Source organism: Aeromonas sp. QDB20 (assembly GCF_027707805.1).
GTDB classification, from domain to species: Bacteria; Pseudomonadota; Gammaproteobacteria; order Enterobacterales; family Aeromonadaceae; genus Aeromonas; species Aeromonas dhakensis.
In genome coordinates, this window is the sequence record NZ_JAPCJC010000006.1 from 257184 (window position 1) to 283063 (window position 25880).

The 25880-nt window shown below is 64.1% G+C and carries 22 protein-coding genes; 17 read left to right on the forward strand and 5 right to left on the reverse strand.

What is annotated here, in order from left to right; translation table 11 throughout:
• Nucleotides 1–31: 31 nt before the first annotated feature.
• Nucleotides 32–1285 (reverse strand): serine hydroxymethyltransferase, encoded by a 1254-nt coding sequence (gene glyA, locus PG897_RS10360; protein ID WP_042049650.1) that lies wholly within the window; start codon nucleotides 1283–1285, stop codon nucleotides 32–34.
• A 420-nt stretch (nucleotides 1286–1705) separates the two neighbouring features.
• Here glyA and PG897_RS10365 point away from each other — a divergent pair, with 420 nt between their 5' ends.
• A complete protein-coding gene (locus tag PG897_RS10365; protein ID WP_017765166.1) occupies nucleotides 1706–1993 on the forward strand; it encodes a hypothetical protein in 288 nt (95 codons plus the stop codon).
• Nucleotides 1994–2029: 36 nt separating this feature from the next.
• Here PG897_RS10365 and torS read toward each other — a convergent pair whose 3' ends face one another.
• On the reverse strand, nucleotides 2030–4840 hold the full coding sequence (gene torS / locus PG897_RS10370) for a TMAO reductase system sensor histidine kinase/response regulator TorS (RefSeq protein ID WP_201881999.1): 2811 nt from the start codon (nucleotides 4838–4840) through the stop codon (nucleotides 2030–2032).
• A gap of 70 nt (nucleotides 4841–4910) precedes the next feature.
• Here torS and torT point away from each other — a divergent pair, with 70 nt between their 5' ends.
• A complete protein-coding gene (torT, locus tag PG897_RS10375) occupies nucleotides 4911–5963 on the forward strand; it encodes a TMAO reductase system periplasmic protein TorT (protein WP_201882001.1) in 1053 nt (350 codons plus the stop codon).
• Nucleotides 5964–5985: 22 nt separating this feature from the next.
• A complete protein-coding gene (locus PG897_RS10380; RefSeq protein WP_017765169.1) occupies nucleotides 5986–6390 on the forward strand; it encodes a GFA family protein in 405 nt (134 codons plus the stop codon).
• Nucleotides 6391–6410: 20 nt separating this feature from the next.
• On the opposite strand, the gene torR is transcribed toward PG897_RS10380, so the two are convergent.
• A complete protein-coding gene (gene torR, locus PG897_RS10385; RefSeq protein WP_010633089.1) occupies nucleotides 6411–7124 on the reverse strand; it encodes a two-component system response regulator TorR in 714 nt (237 codons plus the stop codon).
• A gap of 155 nt (nucleotides 7125–7279) precedes the next feature.
• Here torR and torC point away from each other — a divergent pair, with 155 nt between their 5' ends.
• From torC to PG897_RS10420, 7 genes are all read left to right on the forward strand, one after another.
• Nucleotides 7280–8446: a pentaheme c-type cytochrome TorC gene (gene torC, locus PG897_RS10390; RefSeq protein WP_201882003.1), complete on the forward strand. Its 1167-nt coding sequence runs from the start codon at nucleotides 7280–7282 to the stop codon at nucleotides 8444–8446.
• 27 nt (nucleotides 8447–8473) lie between these two features.
• Nucleotides 8474–10966 carry a trimethylamine-N-oxide reductase TorA gene (gene torA, locus PG897_RS10395; RefSeq protein WP_043170281.1) on the forward strand — a complete coding sequence of 831 codons (2493 nt, stop codon included), beginning with the start codon at nucleotides 8474–8476 and terminating at the stop codon, nucleotides 10964–10966.
• A gap of 98 nt (nucleotides 10967–11064) precedes the next feature.
• A complete protein-coding gene (torD, locus tag PG897_RS10400) occupies nucleotides 11065–11733 on the forward strand; it encodes a molecular chaperone TorD (protein ID WP_043170283.1) in 669 nt (222 codons plus the stop codon).
• Between the two features lie 4 nt (nucleotides 11734–11737).
• Nucleotides 11738–12106 (forward strand): hypothetical protein, encoded by a 369-nt coding sequence (locus PG897_RS10405; RefSeq protein WP_043170285.1) that lies wholly within the window; start codon nucleotides 11738–11740, stop codon nucleotides 12104–12106.
• Nucleotides 12107–12275: 169 nt separating this feature from the next.
• Nucleotides 12276–13418 carry a hypothetical protein gene (locus PG897_RS10410; protein WP_025201255.1) on the forward strand — a complete coding sequence of 381 codons (1143 nt, stop codon included), beginning with the start codon at nucleotides 12276–12278 and terminating at the stop codon, nucleotides 13416–13418.
• Nucleotides 13405–14028 carry a hypothetical protein gene (locus tag PG897_RS10415; RefSeq protein WP_043170288.1) on the forward strand — a complete coding sequence of 208 codons (624 nt, stop codon included), beginning with the start codon at nucleotides 13405–13407 and terminating at the stop codon, nucleotides 14026–14028. The genes PG897_RS10410 and PG897_RS10415 overlap by 14 nt, the downstream gene beginning before the upstream one ends.
• Nucleotides 14029–14130: 102 nt before the next feature.
• Nucleotides 14131–16581 carry a sensor domain-containing protein gene (locus tag PG897_RS10420; protein WP_043170289.1) on the forward strand — a complete coding sequence of 817 codons (2451 nt, stop codon included), beginning with the start codon at nucleotides 14131–14133 and terminating at the stop codon, nucleotides 16579–16581.
• A gap of 33 nt (nucleotides 16582–16614) precedes the next feature.
• Here the strand turns inward: PG897_RS10420 and PG897_RS10425 are convergent, their stop codons facing one another.
• A complete protein-coding gene (locus PG897_RS10425) occupies nucleotides 16615–16914 on the reverse strand; it encodes a hypothetical protein (protein WP_043170291.1) in 300 nt (99 codons plus the stop codon).
• Between the two features lie 170 nt (nucleotides 16915–17084).
• Here PG897_RS10425 and acs point away from each other — a divergent pair, with 170 nt between their 5' ends.
• The 7 genes from acs (at nucleotide 17085) to PG897_RS10460 (ending at nucleotide 24928) form a co-directional block, all read left to right on the forward strand.
• On the forward strand, nucleotides 17085–19031 hold the full coding sequence (gene acs, locus PG897_RS10430) for an acetate--CoA ligase (protein ID WP_005298042.1): 1947 nt from the start codon (nucleotides 17085–17087) through the stop codon (nucleotides 19029–19031).
• Between the two features lie 265 nt (nucleotides 19032–19296).
• Complete coding sequence (gene aroQ / locus PG897_RS10435; RefSeq protein WP_005298040.1) at nucleotides 19297–19746, forward strand: type II 3-dehydroquinate dehydratase; 450 nt, start codon at nucleotides 19297–19299, stop codon at nucleotides 19744–19746.
• A 36-nt stretch (nucleotides 19747–19782) separates the two neighbouring features.
• Entirely contained in the window at nucleotides 19783–20241 is a 459-nt protein-coding gene (accB, locus tag PG897_RS10440) for an acetyl-CoA carboxylase biotin carboxyl carrier protein (protein WP_005298038.1), read from the forward strand.
• 15 nt (nucleotides 20242–20256) lie between these two features.
• On the forward strand, nucleotides 20257–21597 hold the full coding sequence (gene accC, locus PG897_RS10445) for an acetyl-CoA carboxylase biotin carboxylase subunit (protein ID WP_005298029.1): 1341 nt from the start codon (nucleotides 20257–20259) through the stop codon (nucleotides 21595–21597).
• 79 nt (nucleotides 21598–21676) lie between these two features.
• Nucleotides 21677–21955: a YhdT family protein gene (locus PG897_RS10450; RefSeq protein WP_010633080.1), complete on the forward strand. Its 279-nt coding sequence runs from the start codon at nucleotides 21677–21679 to the stop codon at nucleotides 21953–21955.
• Entirely contained in the window at nucleotides 21945–23423 is a 1479-nt protein-coding gene (panF, locus tag PG897_RS10455) for a sodium/pantothenate symporter (protein WP_201885149.1), read from the forward strand. The genes PG897_RS10450 and panF overlap by 11 nt, the downstream gene beginning before the upstream one ends.
• Nucleotides 23424–23500: 77 nt before the next feature.
• Nucleotides 23501–24928, forward strand: coding sequence for a PTS transporter subunit EIIC (locus PG897_RS10460; protein ID WP_005298024.1), 1428 nt, complete (start codon nucleotides 23501–23503; stop codon nucleotides 24926–24928).
• A gap of 2 nt (nucleotides 24929–24930) precedes the next feature.
• Here PG897_RS10460 and PG897_RS10465 read toward each other — a convergent pair whose 3' ends face one another.
• Entirely contained in the window at nucleotides 24931–25803 is an 873-nt protein-coding gene (locus PG897_RS10465) for a LysR family transcriptional regulator (protein WP_017779917.1), read from the reverse strand.
• Between the last annotated feature and the right edge of the window lie 77 nt (nucleotides 25804–25880).

Below are 25880 nucleotides of genomic sequence, written 5' to 3' on the forward strand. Positions count from 1 at the left end.
GGCATTGCGGTTCAACCTGAAAGCGGGTCGATTATGCGTAAACCGGGAAACGGCGGCAGATATCCAGCACCTTCTCGCGCACGGTGGCCAGCACTTCGTCGTTGTCGTGGTTGTCCAGCACGTCGCAGATCCAGTGGGTCAGCTGGATGGACTCGGCTTCCTTGAAGCCGCGGCGGGTGATGGCCGGGGTACCAATACGCACACCGGAGGTGACGAACGGGGAACGCGGATCGTTCGGCACCGAGTTCTTGTTGACGGTGATGTTGGCTTTGCCCAGCGCAGCATCAGCATCCTTACCGGTCAGCTCGCGGCCGATCAGGTCAACCAGCATCAGGTGGTTGTCGGTGCCGCCGGAGACGATCTTGTAGCCGCGCTCGATAAAGGTGGCAGCCATCGCCTTGGCGTTTTTGACGACCTGGGCCTGATAGGTCTTGAACTCGGGCTCCAGCGCCTCTTTGAAGGCAACGGCCTTGCCGGCGATGACGTGCATCAGCGGACCACCCTGACCACCCGGGAAGACGGCGGAGTTGAGCTTCTTGTAGAGCTCCTCGTCGTCAGCGGCGGAGAGGATCAGACCACCGCGCGGACCGGCCAGGGTCTTGTGAGTGGTGGAGGTGACCACGTGAGCGTGGGGCACCGGGTTCGGGTAGACGCCGGCGGCGATGAGGCCAGCCACGTGGGCCATGTCGACGAACAGGTAAGCACCGATCTTGTCGGCGATTTCGCGCATGCGAGCCCAGTCGACAACGCCAGAGTAAGCGGAGAAGCCGCCGATCATCATCTTCGGCTTGTGCTCAACGGCCAGACGTTCCATCTCGTCGTAGTCGATCTTGCCGGACTCGTCGATGCCGTAGGGGATGATGTTGTACAGCTTGCCGGAGAAGTTGACCGGGGAGCCGTGAGTCAGGTGACCGCCGTGAGCCAGGTTCATACCCAGCACGGTGTCGCCCGGTTGCAGCAGGGCCATGTAGACGGCGCTGTTGGCCTGGGAGCCGGAGTGCGGCTGCACGTTGGCGTAGGTGGCACCGAACAGCTCTTTGGCGCGCTCGATAGCCAGGGTTTCAACCACATCCACATACTCGCAACCACCGTAGTAGCGCTTGGAGGGGTAACCCTCGGCGTACTTGTTGGTCAGCTGGGAGCCCTGGGCTTCCATGACGCGGGGGCTGGTGTAGTTCTCGGACGCAATCAGCTCGATATGCTCTTCCTGACGACGGGTCTCGTCTGTGATGGCCTGCCACAGCTGGGGATCATAGCCGGCAATGGTCATGTCACGTTTCAACATCCGTTTCTCTCCTGAAAATCGTTTGCGCGATAGGTGAAGTGGGCAGGCGCATTGTAACGTGAGCTGGATCAAAGAGACAGTCCAACCACCCAAAAAATTGTTTAAAAAATGTAAAATGCGTCGCAAATTTCACACCGCCCAGGCGGGCTGCGACCCGCCGGCAAGCCCACGCCAGCCTGGCCAATCCCCCCTTCATCCGCCACCGATACACTCGGCCAACAGCCGGAGCATGGCTCATCAGCCGGCCAAAACCAGAGCCAGATCATGGATATAGCATTTACTAACAGATAACATCTTTAACAGGCACAGCAGTTGCCCGGCGCGCAGGCCGGCAACGTAAGGGCCCCTCACCGCATCCGGTCAACTGCTGCTCGCGTCACCCTCTTGTCTTGTCACACCGCAGACTCACGGGAGTAAGCCATGCTGGATAACTTGATGCTGTTTCTGATTATTTCGGTATTCGCGCTGTTCTACTGGATCTACTACACCGGCAGTCGCAAGAGCCCTTTCACCACCCAATGGGACCAGTTGCCCACCCGCGAGCAGTATCTGGCGGCCCACCCGGACGCCATCGACGGCGACATCCTCTTCTGCATTCACTGCGGCCATCATCAGCAGCTGGATGTGGGCCTGGTGCACCAGGCCGACTTCCGCCGCCAGCACCTCTGCGCCCAGTGCAGGCAGCCGCTCTACCGCGAAGAGCAATAACTGTCCTGAGCGGGCATGAGCCACGCCCCCTTGCTGCTAATCCGGCAGATGCTTCGCCTGCCACGCCCGCAAACCGGCCAGCGCCTGCTCAAACGGCCCGGCCAGCGCTCCCCCATCCAGCAGCCCCTGCTCCACGGCGGCGCACTGCGCCGCGAAATCATCCAGCCCGAGCGCCAGGGCGCTGCCCTTGAGCCTGTGCGCCAGCGCGCGCTGCGCTTCCCCTTCGCTGTGCGCCAGCTCGGCCACCAGGGGCGCCCCCTGCTCGGCAAACAGAGCGATGAGCTGGCGAATGCGCTGACTGCCGAGCAGGGTCAGATCCGCCTCCAGCACCCGGTTGGCGGTCCCGGTACCAGCGAGCGGCTCGTCCGCCGCTAGGGGAGGCACCTCCTCCCCTGCTGACAAACGGTCGATGGCCGCGGCCAGCGCCCCCAGCCGCACCGGCTTGCCGACGAAATCGGCAAACCCCGCCGCCAGACAGGCGCGCACATCCTCCGGGTACATCTGGGCCGAGACAGCGATGGCGGGCAGGCCGCAGCCATGCTCCTCCTCGCTGATGGCCACCAGATCCTCGCGCAGGGTCATGCCATCCATGTCCGGCAGGTTGATGTCGAGCAGAGCCAGCTCGAAGGGGCGCTCGGTCACCCGCGCCAGCGCGCTGCGTCCATCCTCGGCCAGGGTGACCCTGTGGCCGAGGCGCACCAGCATGCCCTCGGCCACCAGCCGGTTGATCTCGTTGTCCTCCACCAGCAGGATCTCCCGCGGCTGGCCGAGGCGCACCGGCTGGGCGCTAACCGGCAGCTGGGCCGCCGAACGCTGCAGCGGCAGGCTGAAGCTGAATTCACAACCCAGTCCCGGCTCGCTGGAGAGCATAAGCTCTCCCCCCATGGCGGCCACCAGCCGGCGGCTGATGGCGAGCCCCAGTCCCGTGCCCCCCTGATGGCCCATGTCCCGCTTGCGCTGGCGGAAGGCCTCGAACACCGCCTCCTGCTCCCCGGCCGGGATGCCGGGGCCGGTGTCTTTCACCACGAAGCGGATGCAGGGCTCGGCGCAGGGACCCGCGCAGGCCAGCGGCGCCACCACCAGGGTGATGCGCCCCTCGCCGATGAACTTGACCGCATTGCCCAAGAGGTTCGCCAGCACCTGGCGCAGCTTGCCCACGTCCCCCTCCACCACGGGGGGGAGCGAAGGGGCATACTCCAGCGCCAGCGTCACCCCTTTCGCATCGGCCCTCGGCCCGAACAGGGCGATCAGCTCCTCGGCCAGCGGGCGCAGGGAGAAGGGCTCGCGGCGCGCCTCCACATGGCCCGCCTCGATTTTGGAGTAGTCGAGAATGTCGTTGAGGATCTCCAGCAGGGATTCGCCACTCTGCTCGATGGCGGCCAAGTAGCGCTGCTGGGTCTCGTTGAGGTGGGTGTCCTCCAGCAGGGTGAGGCCACCGAGGATTCCGTTCATGGGGGTGCGGATTTCGTGGCTCATGGTGGCGAGGAACACCGACTTGGCCCGGTTGGCCTGCTCCGCCTCGGCGCGGGCCAGCCGCTGCTTCTCCACCTCTTCGTTGAGGCGCGCATTGGCGTGGCTGAGCTGCTCCGTGCGCTCCTCGACCCGCGACTCCAGCTCCCGCTGGTAGCGGCCAAGCTCGATGGCGTTGTCACGAAACACCTGCAGCGCCCTCCCCAGCTCCGCCAGCTCGTCGCGTCCCGCTTCCCCGACTGGCATCAGAGGCGCCAGATCTCCCCTGGCCAGCCGGCTCATCCCGGCGACGGCACGCTGCAACGGCCAGACGATGCGACCATAGACCATGCGCCACATCAGCAGGATGAGTAGCACCAGGGTGAGCAGGCCGATCACCATCAGGGCCTGCTCCAGCAGCTTGAGGCGCTGGCTCAGAGCCTGCTGGCTCTCTCCCAGGGAGTCCCGGGCCTGGTTCACCAGGGTGCCGACCTCGCGGTTGAGGCTCTCCATCAGGGCCTCGTTGGCGGCGGCCAGCACCCGCAGCGCCTCCCCCTTGCCGAGCCAGTCGCTGCGCAGCTGTACCAGCCGATCGCTCTGCTCCAGCTCGTCCAGCGCCCGCTCCACCGCCTGGCGGCGGGCCGGATCCGTCACCGCTCCCGCTCGCAGCCGCAGGATGGCCAGCTCACGACGCACCTCCTGCAGCAGGGTCAGCAGCCCGGCCTGCCGGTCGCTGCGCCAGATCTCCTCGATGCGCTGCTGCTGCATCAGGGTGCGGTGGCGCAGCTCCGTCATCTGCTCCAGCCAGTCGAGATCCTGCTCCAGCAGCCGGTCGATCGCCCCGCCAGCGGCGTGCCCCTGCAGTGAATAGAGGGAACCGAGCCCCGCCACCATCACGGTTTCGGCGTTCTCCATCTGGCTGCGGGCCAGCTCCGCCACCTGACCGGCAGCCACCACCAGCCGGGAGCGCAACGCGCTACCGTCGGCCATGAGTGTCAGCCGCTCTCCAACCAGCCAGCCCTGCTGGCCCAGGTTGCCGATGATGGTCTGGCTGAGGCGATGCAGCTCGTCAGACGCCGCCTTGCCGCCACCATGGCCCAGTTGCTCCAGCACGTGCTGCATCTGCTGCCCCTGCAGGGTGAGCAACCGCCCCTGATGCTCCCGCTCCTCCTCGCTGGTCGCGGAGGCCAGCAGGTGGGAGGAGCTCTGGATCTCGCCGCCGAGCCGCGCCAGGGTGCGGGCCAGCTCCTGATCCGCCAGGGTCTGCTGCACCCCCTGCTCCAGCTGGCGCAGGTGGCTGAGCCCGAACCACCCCAGCAGGGAGGCCCCCAGGGTCAACAGCGCCATCAGGGAGAAGGCCAGCAACAACTTGCCGCCCAGGCCGGAAAAGATTCTCACGCGAAGCCCCTTGGTTGTGGTCGACTTTGACCGGATAATATGGCCCCACACTTTAACAAAACCCCCGGCCATGCGAAGCGTCTGTCTCTCCCTGTTGCTCCTGCTGCTCCCGGCCTGCGTCCTCGCCTTCGAGGTGGATCACTGGCCGGACGGCGCCTTCGGCGGCCAACCGGTCCGTTTGAACTGGCAAGGGCCCGCCCCCGTCACCCGTCCCCTGACCCTGTGCGCCCTCTATCCCCATCTGCGCGACGCCTACTGGCTGTCGGTCAATCAGGGCATGGTGGAGGAGGCCAAGCGGCTCGGCGTGAAGCTGCGTATCCACGAGGCGGGGGGCTATGGCGCCCTTGCCGAACAGCGCCACCAGTTGCAGCAGTGCGTGAGCGAGGGGAGCGATGCCATCCTGCTCGGCGCGGTGAGCTACGACGGGCTCGGCGAGGCAATCAGCGCCAGCCCGCTGCCGGTGTTCGGCCTGGTCAACGACCTGCCCGCCGGACTGGTCAAGGCCAAGGTGGGGGTCTCCTGGTATCAGATGGGCTGGCAGATGGGCCACTGGCTGGCCAAGCGCCACCCTGCTGGCAGCCCGCCGGTGACGGTGGCGCTCTTTCCCGGCCCGCAGGCGAGCGGTGGCAACAACTTCGTCGAGCCCGGCTTTGCCGCAGCCATCCAGAGCAGCGCCATCAGGCTGGTAACCACGGCGCGCGGTGACAACAGCCGCGAGATCCAGCGCACCCTGGTGCAGCAGACCCTGGCCCGCCACCCCGACCTCGACTATCTGGTGGGGGGCGCCATCGCCGCCGAAGTGGCGGTCAACGAGCTGGCGCAGCGCCAACTCACAAAACCCCAAGTATTGAGCACCTACTTCAGCCACGGGGTGCAACGCGGCCTGCGCCGGGGCAAGGTCCTGGCCGCCAACAGCGATCAGATGCGCCAGCAGGGGCGCCTTGCAGTGGCCCAGGCGGTCTGCCTGCTGCAAAGACCCGAGGCCGGCGAGCAGCAGTGCCCGCGGGTGATGGGCCCCCCCATCCTGACTCTGGAGGCCCCTCTGGCCAATCCCGCCGATTCGCTGTCCGATGGCACCTTTCGCCCCGTCTACCGGGTCGGCGTCGACGCCAGCAGCAACTAACCAAGCACTCAAGGAGATAGAGATGAACACATTGCATGCGAGCTGCCTGTGCGGTGCCGTGGCCCTGACCCTGCCGGATCAGTTCGACTACATGGGCAACTGCCATTGCTCCGAATGCCGCAAGTTTTCCGGGGCGGACTACGCCTCGGTCGGCGGGCTGGATGGTGACAAGGTGACCATCGCGAAGGGGAGCGAGGCCATCGGCCGCTACCAGAAATCGGACGAGACCAGCCTCGCCTTCTGCCGCCACTGCGGCTCCAGCCTGTTCAGCCAGAAGCGCAGCACGGGCAAGATCAATCTGCGGCTGGGGATACTGGACGAGGCGCCGAGCCAGAAGCCCGCGTTTCACATCTTCGTCGGCTCCAAGGCGCCCTGGCACCAGATAGGGGATGACTGCCCGCAGTTTGACACCCGGCCATCGGCCTGAACGCCCCGCAAAGCAGAGGGTCAGGCGGCCAGCTCGCCGGCGAACAGGTAGCCTTCCCCGTGCACGGTGACAAACAGCTGGGGATCCCGGGGATCCTGCTCCATCTTGCCGCGCAGGCGGCGGATCAGCACGTCTATGGTGCGATCGCTCGGGCCATCGCCCCGGTGGCTGGTGAGGGCCAGGATCCGCTCCCGGCTCAGCACCCGCCCGGCGTTGGCGATAAAGGCCACCAGCACCTCGTACTCCGCCTTGGTCAGGCGCACCGGCACCCCGTCACGGCTGAGCTGGCGGCGGGGGATGTCGAAGCGCCAGGGACCGAAGCGCACCGCATCGTCCGCCACCGCCGGCTCGCTCGGCTGGGCTGCGGCCAACGAGATGCGCCATAGCAGGTTCTTGACCCGCACCAGCAACTCTCTCAGTTCAAACGGCTTGGTGACATAGTCGTCGGCCCCCATCTCGAGGCCCACTATTCGGTCCACTGCATCGCTGCGGCCGGTCACCAGGATGATCCCCACCGTGCTGCGGGCGCGCAGCTCGCGGGTCAGCAGCAGGCCATCCTCCCCCGGCAGGTTGATGTCCAGCATCACCAGCGCCACCTCCTGCTCGGCCAGCACGGCCCGCATCTCCTGGCCGTTCTCGACCGCGGTCACCCGATAGCCCTCCCGCTCGAAATAGCCGGTCAGCTTCTCGCGGGTCACGACATCGTCTTCAACAACCAGAATGTGGTGGCTCATGGGCAGGTTCCGCAGGGTTAGACAGAGTTCAACATGGGGGAATTATTCTATTCATAATTTTTCATAAATACCCCTATTTCGTTAATTTTCGGCGGCAGCCCTGTTCACAATGCCTCCCTATCATGGCCTCCATCAAAAAAGCGATGTGAGAGAACATGATGAAAAAACTGTGGCATTTCCTGCGCACCCCCAGCCGCCGCTGGTCGGTATTGGCGCTGGTGCTGGCGGGCGTCGGGGTCACCCTGGCCGGCAGCATCGGCTTGCACTACGGCTTCGAGAAGACCAGTACTCTCGAGTTCTGTATCTCCTGCCATACCATGAAGGACACCGTCTACCCCGAGTACAAGGAGTCCATTCACTTCAAGAACGCCTCCGGCGTCCAGGCCATCTGCACCGACTGCCACCAGCCGAAGGACTTCGTCGGCAAGGTGGCCCGCAAGATGGAGGCGGCCAACGACCTCTATCAGCAGTACATAGGCCACAGCATCGACACCCAGGAGAAGTTTGAGGACAGGCGTCTGCACCTGGCCGAGAAGGTGTGGGCCCGCATGAGCAGCCAGAACTCCAAGACCTGCAAGTCCTGCCACAGCTACGACAACATGGATCACGCCAAGCAGTCCCCCGCCGCCGCCCTGGCGATGAAGGATGCCGCCGCCAAGAACATGAACTGCATCGAGTGCCACAAGGGCATAGCCCACGAGCTGCCGAACATGGCGGGCGGCTTCCGTGCCACCTACGCCACCCTGGCAAGCGATGCGCAAGAGGCACCGGCCGCCGAGACCCTCTACACCCTGGGCGAGAAGGATCTCTACGAAAACGAAGAGAGTACCGATCCGGTCGGCAAGCTACTGCCCGCCTCCCGCATCGAGGTGGTGGCCCGCAGCGGCGATCGCCTCAAGGTGACCATCGAAGGCTGGCGCGAAACCGCAGGCAAGGGTCGCGTGCTGAGCGAGTACATGGGCAAGCGGGTCTTCGTGGCCACCATCCGTGACGAGCTCAGGGCGAACGAGCAGATCCTGAAACAGGAAACCGACAGCGCCACTCATATCGAGTGGGAACAGGTGCAGGTGCAGGCCTGGGTCGATGGCAAGGGCCTCGAATCCTCCCTCAAGCCGATCTGGGATTATGCCGGCGAGATGTACAAGTCCACCTGCAACTCCTGCCACGCGGCGCCGGATCCGGCTCACTTCACCGCCAACGGCTGGATCTCTGGTCTCAAGGCCATGTCCGCCTACTACCGCCTGAGCAAGGAAGAGGAGCGCACCCTGCTCAAATACCTGCAAAACCATGCCGCCGATACCGGTGGTCAGGGCAGCCACTAAGTCCGGATTTGAGAAAGGAATAACAAGATGATCAATATTTCCCGTCGTGGTTTTCTGGGTGGCTTGCTGGCCAGCGGTGCCAGCGCCCTGATCGGCCCCTCCCTGCTCGGTCGCGCCGTGATGGCCGCCGAGTCCGGCGAAAAACTGGTGCAGTCCGGCTCCCACTGGGGCGCCTTCCGCGCCCGTGTGGTCGATGGCCGCTGGGTCGAGACCCTGCCGTTCGAGCATGACAAGCATCCGACCGAGATGCTCAAGGCCCTGAGTGAAGTGGTCTACAACCCCTCCCGCATCCGCTACCCCATGGTGCGGCTGGACTGGCTGCGCAAGGGCCACCAGTCCGACACCAGCGAGCGCGGCCAGAACCGCTTCGTGCGGGTGACCTGGTCCCAGGCGCTGGACTTCTTCTATCACGAGCTGGAGCGGGTGCAGAAGACCCATGGCCCGAGCGCCCTCTACGCCGGTCACTCAGGCTGGCAGTCGGTGGGCAAACTGCACTCCGCCGGCGCCATGCTGGGCCGCGCCATGAACCTGCACGGTACCTATCTGGCCAAGGCCGGTGACTACTCCACCGGCGCCGCCCAGGTGATCCTGCCCCACGTGGCGGGCGCCATGGAAGTGTACGAGCAGCAGACTTCCTGGCCCCTGGTGCTGGAGCACAGCAAGACCATCGTCATCTGGGGTTCCGATCCCATCAAGAACCTGCAGGTGGGCTGGCTGGTGCCGGATCACAGCGTCTACGAATACTGGGCCCAGCTGAAAGAGAAAGTGGCCAAGGGCGAGATCAGGGTCATCAGCGTCGACCCGGTCAAGTCCAAGACCCAGAAGTACCTCAATTGCGATCAGGTTACCCTGAACCCGCAGACCGACGTGCCCCTGATGCTGGGTATCGCCCATACCCTCTACAGCGAAAAGCGTCACGACGAGGCGTTCCTGAAGAACTACACCACCGGCTTTGACAAGTTCCTGCCCTATCTGCTGGGCACCAAGGATGGCCAGGTGAAGGATGCCGAGTGGGCTTCCGCCATCTGTGGCGTGCCTGCCGACACCATTCGCGAGCTGGCGCGCACCATGGCCAGCGGCCGCACCCAGCTCATCGGCGGCTGGTGCGTACAGCGCATGCACCACGGCGAACAGTACGCCTGGATGCTGGTGGTACTGGCCTCCATGCTGGGCCAGATCGGCCTGCCGGGCGGCGGCTACGGTTTTGGCTGGCACTACAACGGAGCGGGCACCATCACCTCCAGCGGCCCCATCATGTCCGGCTTCAGCTCCGTCATCCCCGGGGTCAAGCCGCTGCACGACGGCGACTGGAAGGGCTACTCCAGGTTCATCCCGGTGGCCCGTTTCGTCGACTGCATCCTGAACCCGGGCAAGCAGATTGCCTTCAACGGTCAGACCATCACCTACCCCCAGATGAAGATGGCGGTGTTCTGCGGCAACAACCCGTTCCACCACCAGCAGGATCGCAACAAGATGATCGCCGCCTGGCGCAAGCTGGAAACCGTGGTGAGCGTGGATCACCAGTGGACCGCCAGCTGCCGCTTCGCCGATATCGTGCTGCCGGCCACCACTACCTATGAGCGGGATGACATCGAGCAGTGGGGTTCCCACTCCAACGCCGGCATCCTGGCCATGCACAAGGTGGTCGAGCCGCTGTTCGAGGCGCGCGACGACTACGACATCTTCGCCGATCTCTGCCGTCGCTTCGATCGCGAGGCCGAGTTCACCGGTGGCAAGAGCAAGCTGGAGTGGATCCAGAGCATCTATGACGACGCCCGCCTGCAGGGCCGCGGCATCGGTATCCGCCTGCCCCGCTTCAGCCAGTTCTGGCACGGTGAAGGCTTCGTCAGCTTCCCGGCGGGCCAGCCCTGGGTGCGGCACGAGTCGTTCCGCAAGGAGCCGGATCTGGAGCCGCTGGGCACCCCGTCCGGCCTCATCGAGATCTACTCCAAGACCATCGCCGACTACGGCTACGCGGATTGCCCGGGCCACCCGGTCTGGATCGAGCCTTACGAGCGCTCCCACGGCGGTCATGGCAGCCAGCAGTTCCCGCTGCACCTGCAATCCTGTCACCCGGACAAGCGCCTGCACAGCCAGCTCTGCTCCTCCGATGCCTACCGTGCCACCTACACGGTGCAGGGGCGCGAGCCGGTCTACATGAACCCGCAAGACGCCAGGGCGCGCGGGCTCAAGGACGGGGATCTGGTGCGAGTCTTCAACGGCCGCGGTCAGGTGCTGGCCGGTCTGGTGGTGAGCGAAGACTACGCCCCCGGCGTGGTGCGCATCCAGGAGGGGGCCTGGTACGGCCCGCAGGAGGGCGGCAAGGTGGGGACCTTGTGTACCTATGGCGACCCCAACGTGCTGACCGCAGATATCGGCTCCTCCAGCCTGGCGCAGGCCACCACGGCCCACACAGCGCTGGTGGAGATCGAGAAGTTCCGCGGGCAGGCGCCGGCCGTCACCGCCTTCGGAGCGCCGGAATCCGCCAAGGGCATAGATCCCATGTTCCCGGCACTGTGACCCGAGGGGACGAAAGTCACCCCTTGAGTTTCCTTTATTTTTAAAGTCGTTAGAATCGGGAGCCTCTATGGCTCCCGATTGTCATCCACGGAGGATAAATGCAGGAATTCATGGCTACCAGCGAACGCCGGGCCGAGCTTTACTGGTGGTTCTCCACCCTGTTCGCTGCCGAGCTCAGTGATGCACAGATCGCTGAATACGACACCTACGACGTGCGCAGCTTCTTGAAGAGCCTCTCCACTCTCGATCCGATGCGCGAGGCGGTGGCCGAACTGAACGAGGCCATCGCCCGCCTGCTGGTGCGCCCGGATCGCCAGCTGGAGCTCTCCGCCGACTTCGCCGGCCTGTTCCTGGTCGACCCCAAGCAGGGGGCTCTGCCTTACGAATCGCTCTATCGCGGCGAGGGCAAGCTGCTGATGCAGGCCCCCATGAGCGAGATGCAGGCCCGCCTCGATCGCCTCGGCATCAACGTCAGCGACAAGTACAAGGAGCCTGCCGATCACCTGGCCATCGAGCTGGATCTGATGGGCAACCTCATCATCCGTGCCGCCGAGGCGACCACCGCCGCCCAGCGTGAAAGCTGGCTCGGCGAGCAGGAGTCCCTGCTGCACGGCCACCTGCTGGGCTGGTTCGACAAATTCGAAACCGCCTGCCGCGCCGCCGACCAGTTCGGCTTCTACGGCGCCAGTGCCCGGCTGCTGGGGGTATTCCTCAAGATGGATGCCAACTACCTCAGCCTGGTCAAACCGGCGCAAGCCGCCGACTAAGCCGATGAAGACAGCCCTGCTTCTCATTGCATGCTGGCTGCTGGCCCTGATCCCGCAGGATCAGGGCATTACTCCCCTCGTCGCCCTGCTGTTCAATCCGGACCGGGAACTCTACGGCACCGCCCAGCTCACCGGCTTTGCCGGCATACTGCTGACGCTCTATCTTGCCAATCTGGGCGTCGAGGTGGTGCTGCGCCGCCGCTTCCAGATAGCGGGCATGCTGGCCCTGCTGGCCTCCTGGATCGATTTCATCAATAGCAGCGGCACCGAGAGCCACTGGTTGCTGCTCTACGCCATGGCGCTGCCGTTTCACGTGGTCGGCTGGCTGGTCCTGGTGCGCGGCATCCAGGCGTTTGGCCGCCAGAAAGGCTGAAAAAGCGCCAAAACTATTACAAATCATGACAGCCCGATCCCCCCGGTTGCCCTTGTGGCAAGGTCAGCGGGGTAATTGCGGGTAACATTCGCTTACATTCAGCTCCCGTTCAGTTTCACGACAACCGCTATAGTGCCGCTCCTTTTCCGACCGATACAGGAGCATCAGCATGCCTCCACAGGATGCGCGCATCACGGGCCTCGATCTGCTGCGAGGGCTCGTCATCTTCATGGCCGTCTTCGAGCACTACACCGGCTACCTCAACTACTGGTACATCGACTTCTTCAATCGGGAGCACGCCCTGTGGGACAGCTTCTACCTCTCCCACAAGGCGATGGCCGGTCAGCTGCTGCCCATGGATCATCTGACGGCCCAGGTGTCGGCCTGGCTCATCCCCTGGGTCAGCCAGATCTACCTGGCGCTGGCCGCCTTCAACCTCAGTCGCCGTGATCAGGCCAGCTTCAGACCGCAGCTGGGCGGCAAGCTGGTGCTGTTCGCCAGCATCATACTGGTGCTCTATGTGGAAGGACTGGTCATCGCCCCCAACTTCGGCGAGGCGATCTCTTTCTATCCGGTGATGCTGTGGATGTGCCTGCTGGCGCTCTTCTCGCTGGTCTACGCCTGGTTCGGCATCCGCGGCATGCTGCTGCTGACCCTGCTCAGCCTGCTGCTGGATCAGCTCGGCGTGCAGGATCTGCTCGGTCACCTCGATGGTTGGATGAAGCTGCACGTGCACCCCGACTACGAGCTGGATGCCCGCCTCGACCTCTTCATGGCCAGCGGCTGCTTCGGCTTCCTCTACGGCTGGTGCTGGCATCAGCGGCCCCAATGGCGGGACCGCCTCAACACGCTGGTGCTGACGCTCTCGCTGGTGGCGCTGGCCTGCTATCTCATGTTCGGCGAGACCAGCACGGTCGAGCTCAGCGACATCTACGCCAACGAACACGAACTGGCGATGGACATGGTCGGCCGCGCCGGCATCTGGGGAATGGAGTTTCTGGTGATCGGGGCCGTGCTCTGGCTGCATCAACGCAACATTCGCCTCTGCTGGCGCCCCCTCAACTGGATCGGCATGTACTCGCTGACCGTCTTCATCTTCCACAAGAGCATCTTCGTGCACCTGTGGGGCCCGCTCCTGCTGTGGTGGACCGCCCGCCAGGGCACCATCCTGCCCAACAATTTCGGCCTCATCATGGCGCTCAGCGCTACCAGCGTGCTGCTCATCTACGCCTTCCAGCGCTCCGGCATCATCTGCCACCTGATGGGCATGCATCAGGATCGGGACTGGGTGCGGCTCTATGGCAACAAATAAGCACTGGCTGGTGCTGCTGCTCCTGGCGCTGCCGGTCTGCGCCAAGGAGCTGGCCATCGGCGGTCAGTGGCAGCTGGACAGCAAGCAGGCGGGCAGCGGCAGCAGCGACAGCACCCAGTTCTGGGTCGGCTACGAGCGGGAGACCCAGGTCGGCCTCATCTTCGCCGACGGCCAGAGCGCCGGGGTGGCGCTGCCGCTCTACGACAAGAGTTTTATCGCCCTCGGCGTCAGTCCGATGGAGGTGATTGACCGTACCCGCTTCAGCGCACTCTGGCGCCTGGGCTGGCAACTGGATGACGATCACCAGCTCACCCTGGGCCAGCTCTATGACGTCAGCGGGCGCTATGGCCAGCTCTGGTACATGGAGCACAGCCTGCCGCTGCCTGCCGAGCTCTCCCTCAATCTCTGGCTGACCCGCGGCAGTCAGGCCCACATGGCCGCCTATGGGGCGAACGAAGGCTTGCGGGACTGGGGGCTCACGCTGGAGCGCAGCTGGTGCTGGCAGAAATGGCGCCTTGGCACCGAGTTCGGCGCCAAGCAGTGGCTCATCAAGGAGCATGACTGGCAGCCGGTGATCAACCTCACCCTGAGCTACCACTTCGGAAAATAACCAAATTGGGGGCAAATGAGCCCCCACCTCTTCCCTCCAGTAGGCTTCATGCCATACTGACAACACCTCAAATGACAAAACAGTCAATTCCGGAGTCCCGTGATGGGGAAAGAGCTTTTCGACGCCATGCCCGATCCGCCGCAGGCGGGGCAGTTGAGCGTGAACGAGCTGCAGCAGCTGTTCGAACTGGCCCCGTTTGGCATAGGCATCTTCGATCGCCACTTTCGCTGCCGCAGCGTCAACCAGACCCTGGCCGACCTCAACGGCCTCTCCCGGGAGGAGCACTATGGCCACACCCTGCGGGAAATCGTCCCGGCCCTGGCCCCCGTGCTGGAGCCCCTGTTCCAGCAGATCATCAGCAGCGGCGTCCCCCGGGTCGAGCTGAACCTAAGCGGCCATACCGCGGCCCATCAGGGCCAGCAACGCCACTGGCAGGCGATCTACAGCCCCATGCTCGACGAACAGGGCGTGCCCGACGGCATTCTCACCATAGTGCGCGACGTGACCGAACAGGTCGAGTCGCAGCGGCGGCTGCAACTGGCCATGAACGCCGGCCGGATCGGAGTGTGGGAGTGGCACATCAAGGAGGACAGACTGCAGTTTGACGGCCGGGTCGAGCAGCTGCTCGGCACCGCCGCCAGCGAGTTTCAGGGGGGAATGGATCAGTTCATCAAGCGCTTCGACCCTCTCTCTGGCGAGCAGCTCAGGGCGGCGCTCAAGGGCACGGCCCCCATTCATCTCACCCTCGGTTATCTGGGGCCCGATCAGCAGCGAGGCTGGGTCGACATCCATGCCGATCACGTGGCGGCCAGCGAACATCTGGGGCGACGCATCACCGGGGTGATCCACGACGCCACCGATCGCTGCACCCAGGAAGACAAGCTGCGCCAGGCCAACGTGGTGTTCGAAACCGCCGCCGAAGGCATCATCATCATGGATGGCCAGCGCCAGATCATCTCGGTCAACCCGGCCTTCTGCAGCATGACCCAGTACGAGGAGGACGAGGTCGTCGGCAAGTCACCGGAAGCCATCATGCACCCGCGCCGCCACACCGACATCGACTACCCCTGGCACACCCTGCTGCCCGGCAGCCACGCCTGGCATGGCGAGATGATGTGCCTGCGCAAGGATGGCGGCTACTTCACCTCCTGGCAGCATGTCAGCGCCGTCCACGACAGCCGCCACAACACCACCAACTATGTCATCGCCTTCTCCGACATCAGCGCCATTCGCAAGGCCGAGGCACAGCTCAACCACCTCGCCTATCACGATCCCCTGACCGAGCTCGGCAACCGCAACCTGCTGCAGGAGCGGCTTGAGCTGGAGATCAAGACCGCCCACCTCAACCGGCAGCAGCTCGCCTTGCTGTTTATCGATCTGGACGGCTTCAAGCTGATCAACGACACCCTGGGCCACCGGGCCGGGGACGAGCTGCTCAAGCTGCTGGCCGAGCGCATTCGCCGACTGCTGCACCACAACGACGTGGCGGCCCGGCTGGGGGGCGACGAGTTTCTGGTGCTGATCCCCTACTTCGAGCAGCCGGAGGAGCTGGCCAGGCTCGCCGAGCAGCTGCTGGCCCGCCTGCGCGAACCGGTCGAGCTGGATCACGAGCGGGTGGCCGTCTCCGCCAGCATCGGCATCGCCCTCTATCCGGAACACGCCACCACCCCGGACACCCTGGTCAGTGCCGCCGACAGTGCCATGTACGAGGCGAAGAACCAGGGCCGCAACGGTTACCTCTTCTATACCCCGGACATGACGGAGCAGACACGGGAGCGACTGAGCATGGAGCAGGGGCTGTTCCAGGCCATCGAGCAGCAGCAGCTCTGCATCCTCTATCAACCCATGACGGATCTGGCCAGCAACCAGCTGAGCGGGCTGGAAGCCCTGCTGCGCTGGCAGCACCCCAGCGAGGGCATGATAGGGCCGACCCGCTTCATTCCGGTGGCCGAGGAGTGCGGCCTTATCGAGCAGATTGGGGAGTGGGTGATGCGTACCGCCTGCCAGCAGGGGCAAGCCTGGCTGGCCGCAGGGCTGGCGGTGCCCAGACTGTCGGTCAATGTGTCGGTACGGGAGATGCGCTCGGCAGGTTACGTGGAGCGGGTCGCCGCCATCCTGGCCGAGACCGGTTTTCCGCCACAACGGCTGGAGATAGAGGTCACCGAGAGCATCATCCAGCGGGTCGACCAGAGTCTGCAGCTGTTCAAGCGGCTGAAGGAGCTGGGGGTGCAGATCGCCATCGACGATTTTGGCACCGGCTTCTCATCCCTGAGCCTGCTGAAAAGCCTGCCCATCGATCGGATCAAGATAGACAAGACCTTCGTGCAGGCGCTGCCCGATGACAAGCACAGCCGGGAGCTGTGCCGCACCATTGTCAACCTGGCCGACAGCCTGGGCATGATGGTGACCGCCGAAGGGATAGAGACCCAGGCCCAGCGCCAGTTTCTGCAATCCCTCCACTGTCAGGAGGGGCAGGGCTATCTGTTCAGCCATCCGCTGGCCGAGCCCCATCTGGCGGCGCAGCTGGCATCGGGCAGGAATCACTGGTGCTGAGCCCCGCGCCAGGGGGTGACAGCCACAGCCAACTCAATCGTTGAAGGTCAGCCTGGCGTCCCACCCTTCGTCCTGCTGCCGGCGTGACTCTTCCAGCAAGGAGTCCTGCGGATAGGAGGACTTTTTCTCCCCGAGGGTGACGGACACCGGCGGCTTGCGCGCCAGCCATGCTTCGCTCAGCTGGCCGCTGATGTGATCCCGCAGTGAGGGTGAATCGGGCTGTGTCGGTGTCAGTTCAAGACCGTTGGCATGGGGGGCGGCCAATGTGGCCTCATCGGTGGCCTTCGGGGCCTCGAACTGCCAGAGGGAGGAGCAAAGAAGCAGGGTCAACACGGGGGCTGTCTCCATCGGTAAAAGCGACGTTTTACCCAATCGGCGATGAATTGTCATCGACGCGACTGTAAGCGGATGTTGCCATCTATCCAAAAGTCTAATTGCCCTCCCCCGCCAAAGGTATAAGTTGTTATCCAATCATTACAAAAATGTATTCAAAGGAGTGACACATGAGCGAGAGCAAGGTCTACCCGGTCAAAGCCCACATCAGCCAGGGCGCCCTGCTGGACAAGGCAGGCTATGAGGCCATGTACCAGGCCTCGGTGCAGAACCCGGATGCCTTTTGGGGCGAGCAGGGCAAGATCCTCGACTGGATGAAGCCTTATACCCGGGTCAAGAACACCTCCTACGATCCGGGCCACGTCTCCATCAAGTGGTATGAAGACGGCCTGCTCAACGTCTCTGCCAACTGCCTGGATCGCCATCTGAGCGAGCGCGGCGACAAGGTCGCCATCATCTGGGAAGGGGACAACCCGGCCGAGGATCGCAAGCTCACCTATCGCGAGCTGCACACCGAGGTGTGCAAGTTTGCCAACGTCCTGAAGGCACAAGGGGTGCATCGCGGCGACGTGGTCTGCCTCTACATGCCCATGGTGCCGGAAGCGGCCATCGCCATGCTGGCCTGTACCCGCATCGGCGCCGTGCACAGCATCGTCTTCGGCGGTTTCTCGCCAGAAGCCCTGGCCGGTCGCATCATCGACTCCGGCTCCACCATCGTCGTCACCGCCGATGAGGGGCTGCGTGGCGGCCGCCCGGTGCCGCTCAAGAAGAATGTGGATGAAGCGCTCACCAACCCGGAGACCAAGGTCAGCAAGGTGATCGTGCTCAAACGTACCGGCGGCAACATCGCCTGGCACAACCACCGCGATCTGTGGTGGCATGAGGCAACGGCTGCCGTCAGCAGCGACTGCCCGCCGGAGGCGATGGGGGCTGAAGACCCGCTGTTCATCCTCTACACCTCCGGCTCCACCGGCAAGCCCAAAGGGGTGCTGCACACCACCGGCGGCTATCTGGTCTATGCCACCCTCACCTTCAAGTACATCTTCGACTACCACGAGGAGGACATCTACTGGTGTACCGCCGACGTGGGCTGGGTCACCGGCCACTCCTACCTGGTCTACGGGCCACTCGCCAACGGCGCCACCACCATCATGTTCGAAGGGGTGCCCAACTACCCGGCGACCAACCGCATGAGCCAGGTGGTGGACAAGCACCAGGTCACCATCCTCTACACCGCCCCCACCGCCATCCGCGCGCTGATGGCCAAGGGCAACGAGGCCGTTGAGGGTACCTCCCGTTCGAGCCTGCGCATCATGGGCTCGGTGGGCGAGCCCATCAACCCGGAAGCCTGGGAGTGGTACTACCGCACCATAGGCGACGAGCGTTGCCCCATCGTCGACACCTGGTGGCAGACCGAGACCGGCGGCATCCTCATCAGCCCGCTGCCCGGCGTCACCGACCTCAAGCCAGGCTCGGCCACCCGCCCCTTCTTCGGCGTGCAGCCGGCGCTGGTGGACAACATGGGCGAGCCGCTGGAGGGGGCCACCGAGGGCAACCTGGTGATCACCGACTCCTGGCCGGGTCAGATGCGCACCGTATTCGGCGATCACGAGCGCTTCGAGCAGACCTACTTCTCCACCTTCCCCGGCCGCTATTTCACCGGCGACGGTGCCCGTCGCGACGAGGATGGCTACTACTGGATCACCGGCCGGGTGGATGATGTACTGAACGTCTCCGGTCACCGCATGGGCACCGCCGAGATCGAATCCGCGCTGGTGGCTCATCCCAAGATCGCCGAAGCGGCGGTGGTGGGCGTGCCGCACGAGATCAAGGGTCAGGGCATCTATGCCTATGTCACCCTGATCGCCGGCGAAGAGCCGAGCCGGGAGCTGCATAAAGAGGTGAAGGAGTGGGTCCGCAAGGAGATCGGCGCCATCGCCACCCCGGACGTGATCCACTGGGCCGAGGGGCTGCCCAAGACCCGTTCCGGCAAGATCATGCGGCGAATTCTGCGCAAGATCGCCACCGGCGAGACCGACAGCCTGGGGGATATCTCCACCCTGGCGGATCCGGGCGTAGTGGACAAACTCATTCGCGAGAAGTCCGAAGCCGCCTGATCCCGTCTGCCTTTTGCCTCCAAAGCCGGCCCTGTGCCGGCTTTGTCATTCCTGCCAGTGAGTGTTTTGACAGCCGACCTAATAGAGCAAAAAACAGACAGATGTAGAGATTAGACCAGTAAAATGCTGCTAATTTTCACGAAATCAATATAATTGCGAAATCTGTGTGCCAGTGCACACCGATTTGAGCAGAAAATGGCTAGATTTCTGGTAGTCCACAAGATAGCTGACAGATAGCAGCATTATCATCGAGGATGTACTCAATATGTCGCAAAAACACCGAATTCTCCTGCTCAACGGGCCAAACCTGAACCTGCTGGGCAAACGGGAACCGGGCATCTACGGCAGCAAGACGCTCGATGAGATCGTCGCCGATCTGACGCTAAGTGCCGGCGAACTCGGGGTCACACTGGAACACCTGCAATCCAACGCCGAACATGAGCTGGTCGGCCGCATCCACCAGGCCATGGGTCAGGTGGACTTCATCATCATCAATCCGGCCGCATTCACCCACACCAGCGTCGCCATCCGCGATGCGCTGCTGGGTGTGGCCATCCCCTTTATCGAGGTTCACCTGTCCAACGTCCACGCCAGGGAACCCTTCCGTCATCACTCCTATCTGTCTGATGTCGCCAAGGGGGTCATTTGTGGGCTGGGGGCCGATGGCTACCAATTCGCTTTAACCGCGGCCGTGCACCAGTTGCGCGCGGCTTGATAATCACTGATCAGATAAAGAAGAAAGAGAATGCTAATGGATATCCGCAAAATCAAGAAGCTGATTGAACTGGTTGAAGAGTCCGGCATCGCCGAACTGGAGATCTCCGAAGGTGAAGAGTCCGTTCGCATCAGCCGCAACTTCTCCGGTCAGGTGACCGCTGCTCCACAGATGATCATGCCGCAGGTTGCTGCTCCGGTAGCCGCTCCTGTCGCCGCCGCCCCGGCCGCCGCAGCACCTGCTGCCGACGCCACCCCGGCCGGTCACCTGATGCGCTCCCCCATGGTCGGTTCCTTCTACCGCTCTTCCAGCCCGGAAGCCAAGCCGTTCGTGGAAGTGGGCCAGCACGTCAATGTCGGCGATACCCTGTGCATCGTCGAAGCCATGAAAATGATGAACCAAATCGAATCCGACAAGGCCGGCGTGATCAAAGCGATCCTGGTTGAAAATGGTCAGGCCGTCGAATTTGACGAGCCGCTGTTCATCATCGAATAAGGGAAATCGCCACCCATGTTGGACAAAGTAGTCATCGCCAACCGCGGTGAAATTGCCCTGCGGATCCTGCGCGCCTGCAAAGAGCTCGGGATCAAGACAGTGGCCGTTCACTCCACCGCCGACCGGGAGCTCAAGCATGTGCTGCTGGCCGACGAAACCATCTGTATCGGCAAGCCGGCCAGTACCGACTCCTACCTCAACGTGCCGGCGATCATCGCCGCCGCCGAGGTGACCGGTGCCGTTGCCATTCACCCCGGCTACGGCTTCCTCTCCGAGAACGCCGACTTTGCCGAAGTGGTCGAGAAATCCGGCTTCGTCTTCATCGGCCCGCGCGCCGAGACCATTCGCCTGATGGGTGACAAGGTCTCCGCCATCGAGGCGATGAAGAAGGCGGGCGTACCCTGCGTACCGGGCTCCGACGGTCCGGTTGACAGCGATGCCAAACACAACGCCGCCATTGCCAAGCGCATCGGCTACCCGGTGATCATCAAGGCCGCCGGTGGCGGTGGTGGTCGCGGCATGCGCGTGGTGCGCAGCGAAGCCGAGCTGGCTGCCGCCATCGCGCTGACCAAGTCCGAAGCAGGCCAGTTCTTCAAGAACGACATGGTCTACATGGAGAAGTACCTGGAGAACCCGCGCCACATCGAGATCCAGGTGCTGGCAGACGGCCAGGGCAACGCCCTCTATCTGGGCGAGCGCGACTGCTCCATGCAGCGTCGCCACCAGAAGGTGGTCGAAGAGGCACCGGCGCCGGGCATCACCGCCGAGATGCGCAAGTTCATCGGTGAGCGCTGCGTGCGCGCCTGTATCGAGATCGGCTACCGCGGTGCGGGTACTTTCGAGTTCCTGTACGAAAACGGCGAGTTCTATTTCATCGAGATGAACACCCGTATCCAGGTAGAGCACCCGGTTACCGAGATGGTCACCGGCGTCGACCTCATCAAGGAGCAGCTGCGCATCGCCGCCGGCCAGCCCCTGTCGATCACCCAGCAGGACATCCGCATCCGTGGCCACGCCATCGAGTGCCGGATCAACGCAGAAGACCCGGCCACCTTCATGCCGTCTCCTGGCCTGATCCAGCGCTTCCACGCGCCGGGTGGTCTGGGCGTGCGTTGGGACTCCCACATCTACGCCGGCTACAAGGTGCCGCCCTACTACGACTCCATGATCGGCAAGCTGATCTGTTACGGTGAAAACCGCGACGTCGCCATTGCCCGCATGCGTCAGGCGCTGGACGAGCTGGTGGTGGAAGGGATCAAGACCAACGTCTCCCTGCAAAAAGAGATCATGAAGGACGAAAACTTCCAGCACGGTGGTACCAATATCCACTACCTGCACAAGAAGCTGGGTCTGTAAGACTCGCGTCCGCAGATCTTCTGCTGAAAAAGGGCCATGGCGACATGGCCCTTTTTTGTTATCCTTGCGCCCCTCGAAATTGTCGGAGGCCAAGGTGAACCGTTTTGCGCTCGCTCGTCGGGAAGCAGCACTCTGCCTGCTGCTGACCCTGCTCTACTTCCTTGCCTGGTATGGCACGGCCTATTTCATCCCCGAAGAGATCGAATTCTGGGATATGCCGCTCTGGTTCCTGCTCAGCTGCATTCTGATGCCGCTGCTGTTCATCGTGCTGTGCGGCCTGATGGTGGATCGCCTGTTCGTGGACATCCCCCTCGACTCCCAACCCCTCGATGACAAGGAGCCGCCCCATGAATCTTGAGCTGCTGCTGCCGCTGTGCATCTATCTGGTGCTGGTGCTGGGGGTCGGTTTCTGGGCCAGCCGCCACCGGGTGGGCGGTGACTTCGTGCAGGAGTACTTCATCGGCAACCGCAGCATGGGCGGCCTGGTGCTGGCCATGACCCTGGTGGCCACTTACACCTCGGCCTCCTCCTTCATCGGCGGGCCGGGTGCCGCCTACAAGATTGGCCTTGGCTGGGTGCTGCTGGCGATGATCCAGCTGCCCACCGTCTGGCTCACCCTGGGGGTGCTTGGCAAGAAGTTCGCCATCATCGCCCGCCGGGTCAATGCGGTGACCATCAACGACATGCTGTGGGCCCGCTACCAGAGCAGGGCCGTGGTGGTGCTGGGCTCGGTCACCATCATCCTCGCCTTCATCGCCACCATGGTGGTGCAGTTCATCGGCGGCGCCCGCCTGCTGGAGACCGCCACCGGCCTCTCTTACCAGCAGGGACTCTTGCTGTTTGCCGGCTGCGTGCTGCTCTACACGGTGATCGGCGGCTTTCGCGCCGTGGTGATGACGGATGCGCTGCAGGGGATCATCATGCTGATCGGCACCGGCGCCCTGCTGGCGGGGATCCTGATCGCGGGGGATGGTTTGCCCAACCTTATCCACCAGCTCAAGGCGATCGATCCCAAGCTGGTGAGCCCGCAGGGGGCCGGCGACATGCTGACCCAGCCCTTCATGCTGAGCTTCTGGGTACTGGTCTGCGTCGGGGTGGTGGGACTGCCCCACTCGGCCCTGCGCTGTTTTGGCTATCGCGACAGCAAGGCGCTGCACCGCGGCATCCTGATCGGCACCATCGTCAGCGCCTTCCTGATGTTCGGCATGCACCTGGCCGGGGCGCTGGGCCGCGCCATCCTGCCCGGCATGGACAGCCCGGACAAGATCATGCCCTCCCTGATGATGGAAGTGCTGCCCCCCTGGCTGGCCGGGGTCTTCCTGGCGGCCCCCATGGCGGCCATCATGTCCACCATCGACTCCCAACTGATCCAGGCCTCCGCCACGTTGGTGAAGGATCTCTACCTCAACTACCTGAGCCCGGAGAAGGCCGGCCAGGAGAAGCTGGAGGTACGGGTGCCGCGCCTCTCCCTGCTCTGCACCCTGATCCTGGGTACCCTGGTGCTGCTGGCGGCGCTGCAGCCCCCCGAGATGATCATCTGGCTCAACCTGCTCGCCTTCGGTGGCCTGCAGGCGGTGTTCCTCTGGCCGCTGGTGCTCGGCCTCTACTGGTCACGGGCCAACGGCCCGGGAGCCCTGGCCAGCATGGTGTGCGGCATTCTCTGCTACGGCATCTTGAGCCAGTGGGGGATCAAGCTGGCCGGCCTGCACGCCATAGTGCCGAGCCTGGCGCTGGGGCTGATCGCCTTCGTGCTGGTCAGCCTGCTCACCCCGGCTCCGAGCCAGAGCGTGCGGCGACTCTTCGAACCTTGTTCAGAAATGGATTAATAAAGGGTTCCGAAACTATCCCAAAATGGGTGCTTTAAGGGTAAACTGTGCGCCATGTCACAAAACAGTGCGCCCTTATGCCCGTCCAGAACGCCAGACAGATCCTGACCCAAGCCCTGCAGCGACTCGGTTACGCCCTGTTGCTGCCGGTCTCCATCCTGCCGCTGGCCGCGCTGCTCTATCGGCTCGGCCAGCCGGACGTGCTGGATCTGGCGGTACTCTCCCTCACCGGTCGCGCCCTGTTCAGCCAGATGCCGCTTATCTATGCGGTGGCCATCGCCTTCGGGCTGAGCCGCCAGGGCGAGGGGAGCCAGGCGCTGGCCGGGGCGGTCAACTTCCTGCTGCTGAGCTCGGCGCTCGGCACCCTGGCCCCCGGCCTGCACAGCGACATGATCTGCGGCCTGCTGGCGGGATTGACCACCGCCATCGTCTACCCCTGGCTCAAGCGCCACCCCATGCCCCACTGGCTGCGGCTGGTCAACGGCGATTTCACCAGCCTGCTCGCCTCGGCGCTGGCCTGCCTGCTGCTGGCCTTCCCCCTCGCGCTGCTCTGGCCGCTGCTGGAGCAGGGCATCACCCTGCTCGCCTCTGAACTCCTCACCACCCCGCTCGGCGCCTTCTGCTACGGCGTGCTGAACCGGCTGCTGATCCCGCTCGGTCTGCACCAGGTGCTGGGCAGCCTCATCGGGCTGGGAGAGAGCAACCTGCAGGCGCTGGCCAGCGCCCAGCCGCTGCACGAAGGCTATGTGGCCGGGCTCTACCCCATCATCATGTTCGGCCTGCCTGGCGCCTGTTTCGCCATCTGGCTGCACCGCCAGCGCATGCAGCGACTGCCGCAGGGGGGATTGCTGCTCACCCTGGCGCTCACCTCGGCGCTGGTGGGCATCACCGAACCCATCGAGTTCCTGTTCGCCTTCACCGCCCCCTGGCTGTTTCTGGCCCACGCCCTGCTGACCGGCCTGTCACTCGCCACCTGCAGCGCGCTCGGCATCAAGGTGGGCAGCTACTTCTCCGCCGGCCTGCTGGATCTGGTGCTGAGCTACCACGCCGGCGAGCACAGCTTCTGGCTCATTCCGGTCGGCATCCTGTTCTTCGTCGCCTACACCCTGCTGTTTTATCAGCTGCTGGAGCGCACGCCCCTCAGCCTGCCGAGCAAGCCCATCGCCCCGGAGCACCCACGGCTGGCGAGCGTCGCCCCCTCCGACCCCCAGATGCTGGCGATCCAGTACCTCAAGGTGCTGGGGGGCATGGACAACCTGCAGGCGATGAGCGTCTGCCTGACCCGCCTCAGCCTGCGGGTACGCGACATCTCGCTGGTGGATCAATCCCGCCTGCTGGGGCTGGGCTGCCTCTCCTGGATCCAGCTCAATGACCATCAGCTGGTACTGGTGCTGGGCCCCAACGCCAGCCTGATCGAGGGGCAGATCCGCATGCTGGCGGAACGCCAGTCGGTGCCGCTCGGCCTCAAGCCCAATCAGGAGTCGGCCGGCCAGAGCGGCTGGTAGCCTCAGGCAAACGGCAGGCGCTCGGCCACAAAATCCATCAGGCTGCGCAGGGCGGGGGCCAGGTGCTCCCGGCTCGGGTAGATGAGGTAGAAGGGGTTGGGCGGCACGGCGAGCTCGGGCAACACCTTCTGCAAGCGGCCACTCGCCAGATCCCCTTCGCAGACGTGATGGGGCAGCAGGGCAATTCCCCCTTCATTGATGGCCAGCTCCCGCAGCGCCAGCAGGCTGTTGCTGATGCAGGCCCCCTGCGGCCGCCAGCCCCCCTCCTGCAGCGGCCACACCGGCAGCGACGTGTGCACCAGGCAGGCGTATCGACCCAGCTCGCTCAGCTGTTGCGGCATGCCGTGGGCCGCCAGATAGGCGGGGGCCGCCACCAGATGGCGCGGCACCTGACCGATGCGCCGGCAGATGAGGCTGGAGTCTTTCAGCGGCGCCGCCCGCAGCGCCAGATCGTAACCCTCCCCCACCAGATCGAGCTGCTCATCGCAGAGGGTCAGCTCAAGCACCACCTCGGGATAGAGGGCTCGAAACTCCGCCAGGATCCGGCCGAGCAGCAGGGTGCCAGTGGCCTCGGGGGCGGTGATCCGCACCCGCCCGGCCGGGGCCGCGCGCAGCCGCGCCATCGCCAGATTGGCGCTGCGGGCCAGCGCCAGCAGCGCCCGGCACTGCTCCACATAGACCTCTCCCTGCGGGGTCAGGCTCAGCCGGCGGGTGGTGCGCTGCAACAGGCGCACCCCGAGCTGGGATTCGAGCCGCGAGATCTTCTGGCTGACCGAGGATTTGGGCATGCCAAGCAGCTCGGCCGCGCCGGTAAAACTGCCCTGCTCCACCACGGTGGCAAACAGCCCCATCAGCTCCAGTTCGACATTGTTCATATATTCAAACAGTCTTTACCAATTACCCATCTTAATCTGAATAATCAACCAGACTAGAGTGGCTGGCAATCCCCATC

Bases quoted from the DNA above. Each gene is read 5' to 3' on its own strand.
- glyA (WP_042049650.1), bottom strand. From the start codon at position 1,285: ATGTTGAAACGTGACATGACCATTGCCGGCTATGATCCCCAGCTGTGG.
- PG897_RS10365 (WP_017765166.1), top strand. From the start codon at position 1,706: ATGCTGGATAACTTGATGCTGTTTCTGATTATTTCGGTATTCGCGCTG.
- torT (WP_201882001.1), top strand. From the start codon at position 4,911: ATGCGAAGCGTCTGTCTCTCCCTGTTGCTCCTGCTGCTCCCGGCCTGC.
- PG897_RS10380 (WP_017765169.1), top strand. From the start codon at position 5,986: ATGAACACATTGCATGCGAGCTGCCTGTGCGGTGCCGTGGCCCTGACC.
- torR (WP_010633089.1), bottom strand. From the start codon at position 7,124: ATGAGCCACCACATTCTGGTTGTTGAAGACGATGTCGTGACCCGCGAG.
- torC (WP_201882003.1), top strand. From the start codon at position 7,280: ATGATGAAAAAACTGTGGCATTTCCTGCGCACCCCCAGCCGCCGCTGG.
- torA (WP_043170281.1), top strand. From the start codon at position 8,474: ATGATCAATATTTCCCGTCGTGGTTTTCTGGGTGGCTTGCTGGCCAGC.
- torD (WP_043170283.1), top strand. From the start codon at position 11,065: ATGCAGGAATTCATGGCTACCAGCGAACGCCGGGCCGAGCTTTACTGG.
- PG897_RS10405 (WP_043170285.1), top strand. From the start codon at position 11,738: ATGAAGACAGCCCTGCTTCTCATTGCATGCTGGCTGCTGGCCCTGATC.
- PG897_RS10410 (WP_025201255.1), top strand. From the start codon at position 12,276: ATGCCTCCACAGGATGCGCGCATCACGGGCCTCGATCTGCTGCGAGGG.
- PG897_RS10415 (WP_043170288.1), top strand. From the start codon at position 13,405: ATGGCAACAAATAAGCACTGGCTGGTGCTGCTGCTCCTGGCGCTGCCG.
- PG897_RS10420 (WP_043170289.1), top strand. From the start codon at position 14,131: ATGGGGAAAGAGCTTTTCGACGCCATGCCCGATCCGCCGCAGGCGGGG.
- acs (WP_005298042.1), top strand. From the start codon at position 17,085: ATGAGCGAGAGCAAGGTCTACCCGGTCAAAGCCCACATCAGCCAGGGC.
- aroQ (WP_005298040.1), top strand. From the start codon at position 19,297: ATGTCGCAAAAACACCGAATTCTCCTGCTCAACGGGCCAAACCTGAAC.
- accB (WP_005298038.1), top strand. From the start codon at position 19,783: ATGGATATCCGCAAAATCAAGAAGCTGATTGAACTGGTTGAAGAGTCC.
- accC (WP_005298029.1), top strand. From the start codon at position 20,257: ATGTTGGACAAAGTAGTCATCGCCAACCGCGGTGAAATTGCCCTGCGG.
- panF (WP_201885149.1), top strand. From the start codon at position 21,945: ATGAATCTTGAGCTGCTGCTGCCGCTGTGCATCTATCTGGTGCTGGTG.
- PG897_RS10460 (WP_005298024.1), top strand. From the start codon at position 23,501: ATGCCCGTCCAGAACGCCAGACAGATCCTGACCCAAGCCCTGCAGCGA.
- PG897_RS10465 (WP_017779917.1), bottom strand. From the start codon at position 25,803: ATGAACAATGTCGAACTGGAGCTGATGGGGCTGTTTGCCACCGTGGTG.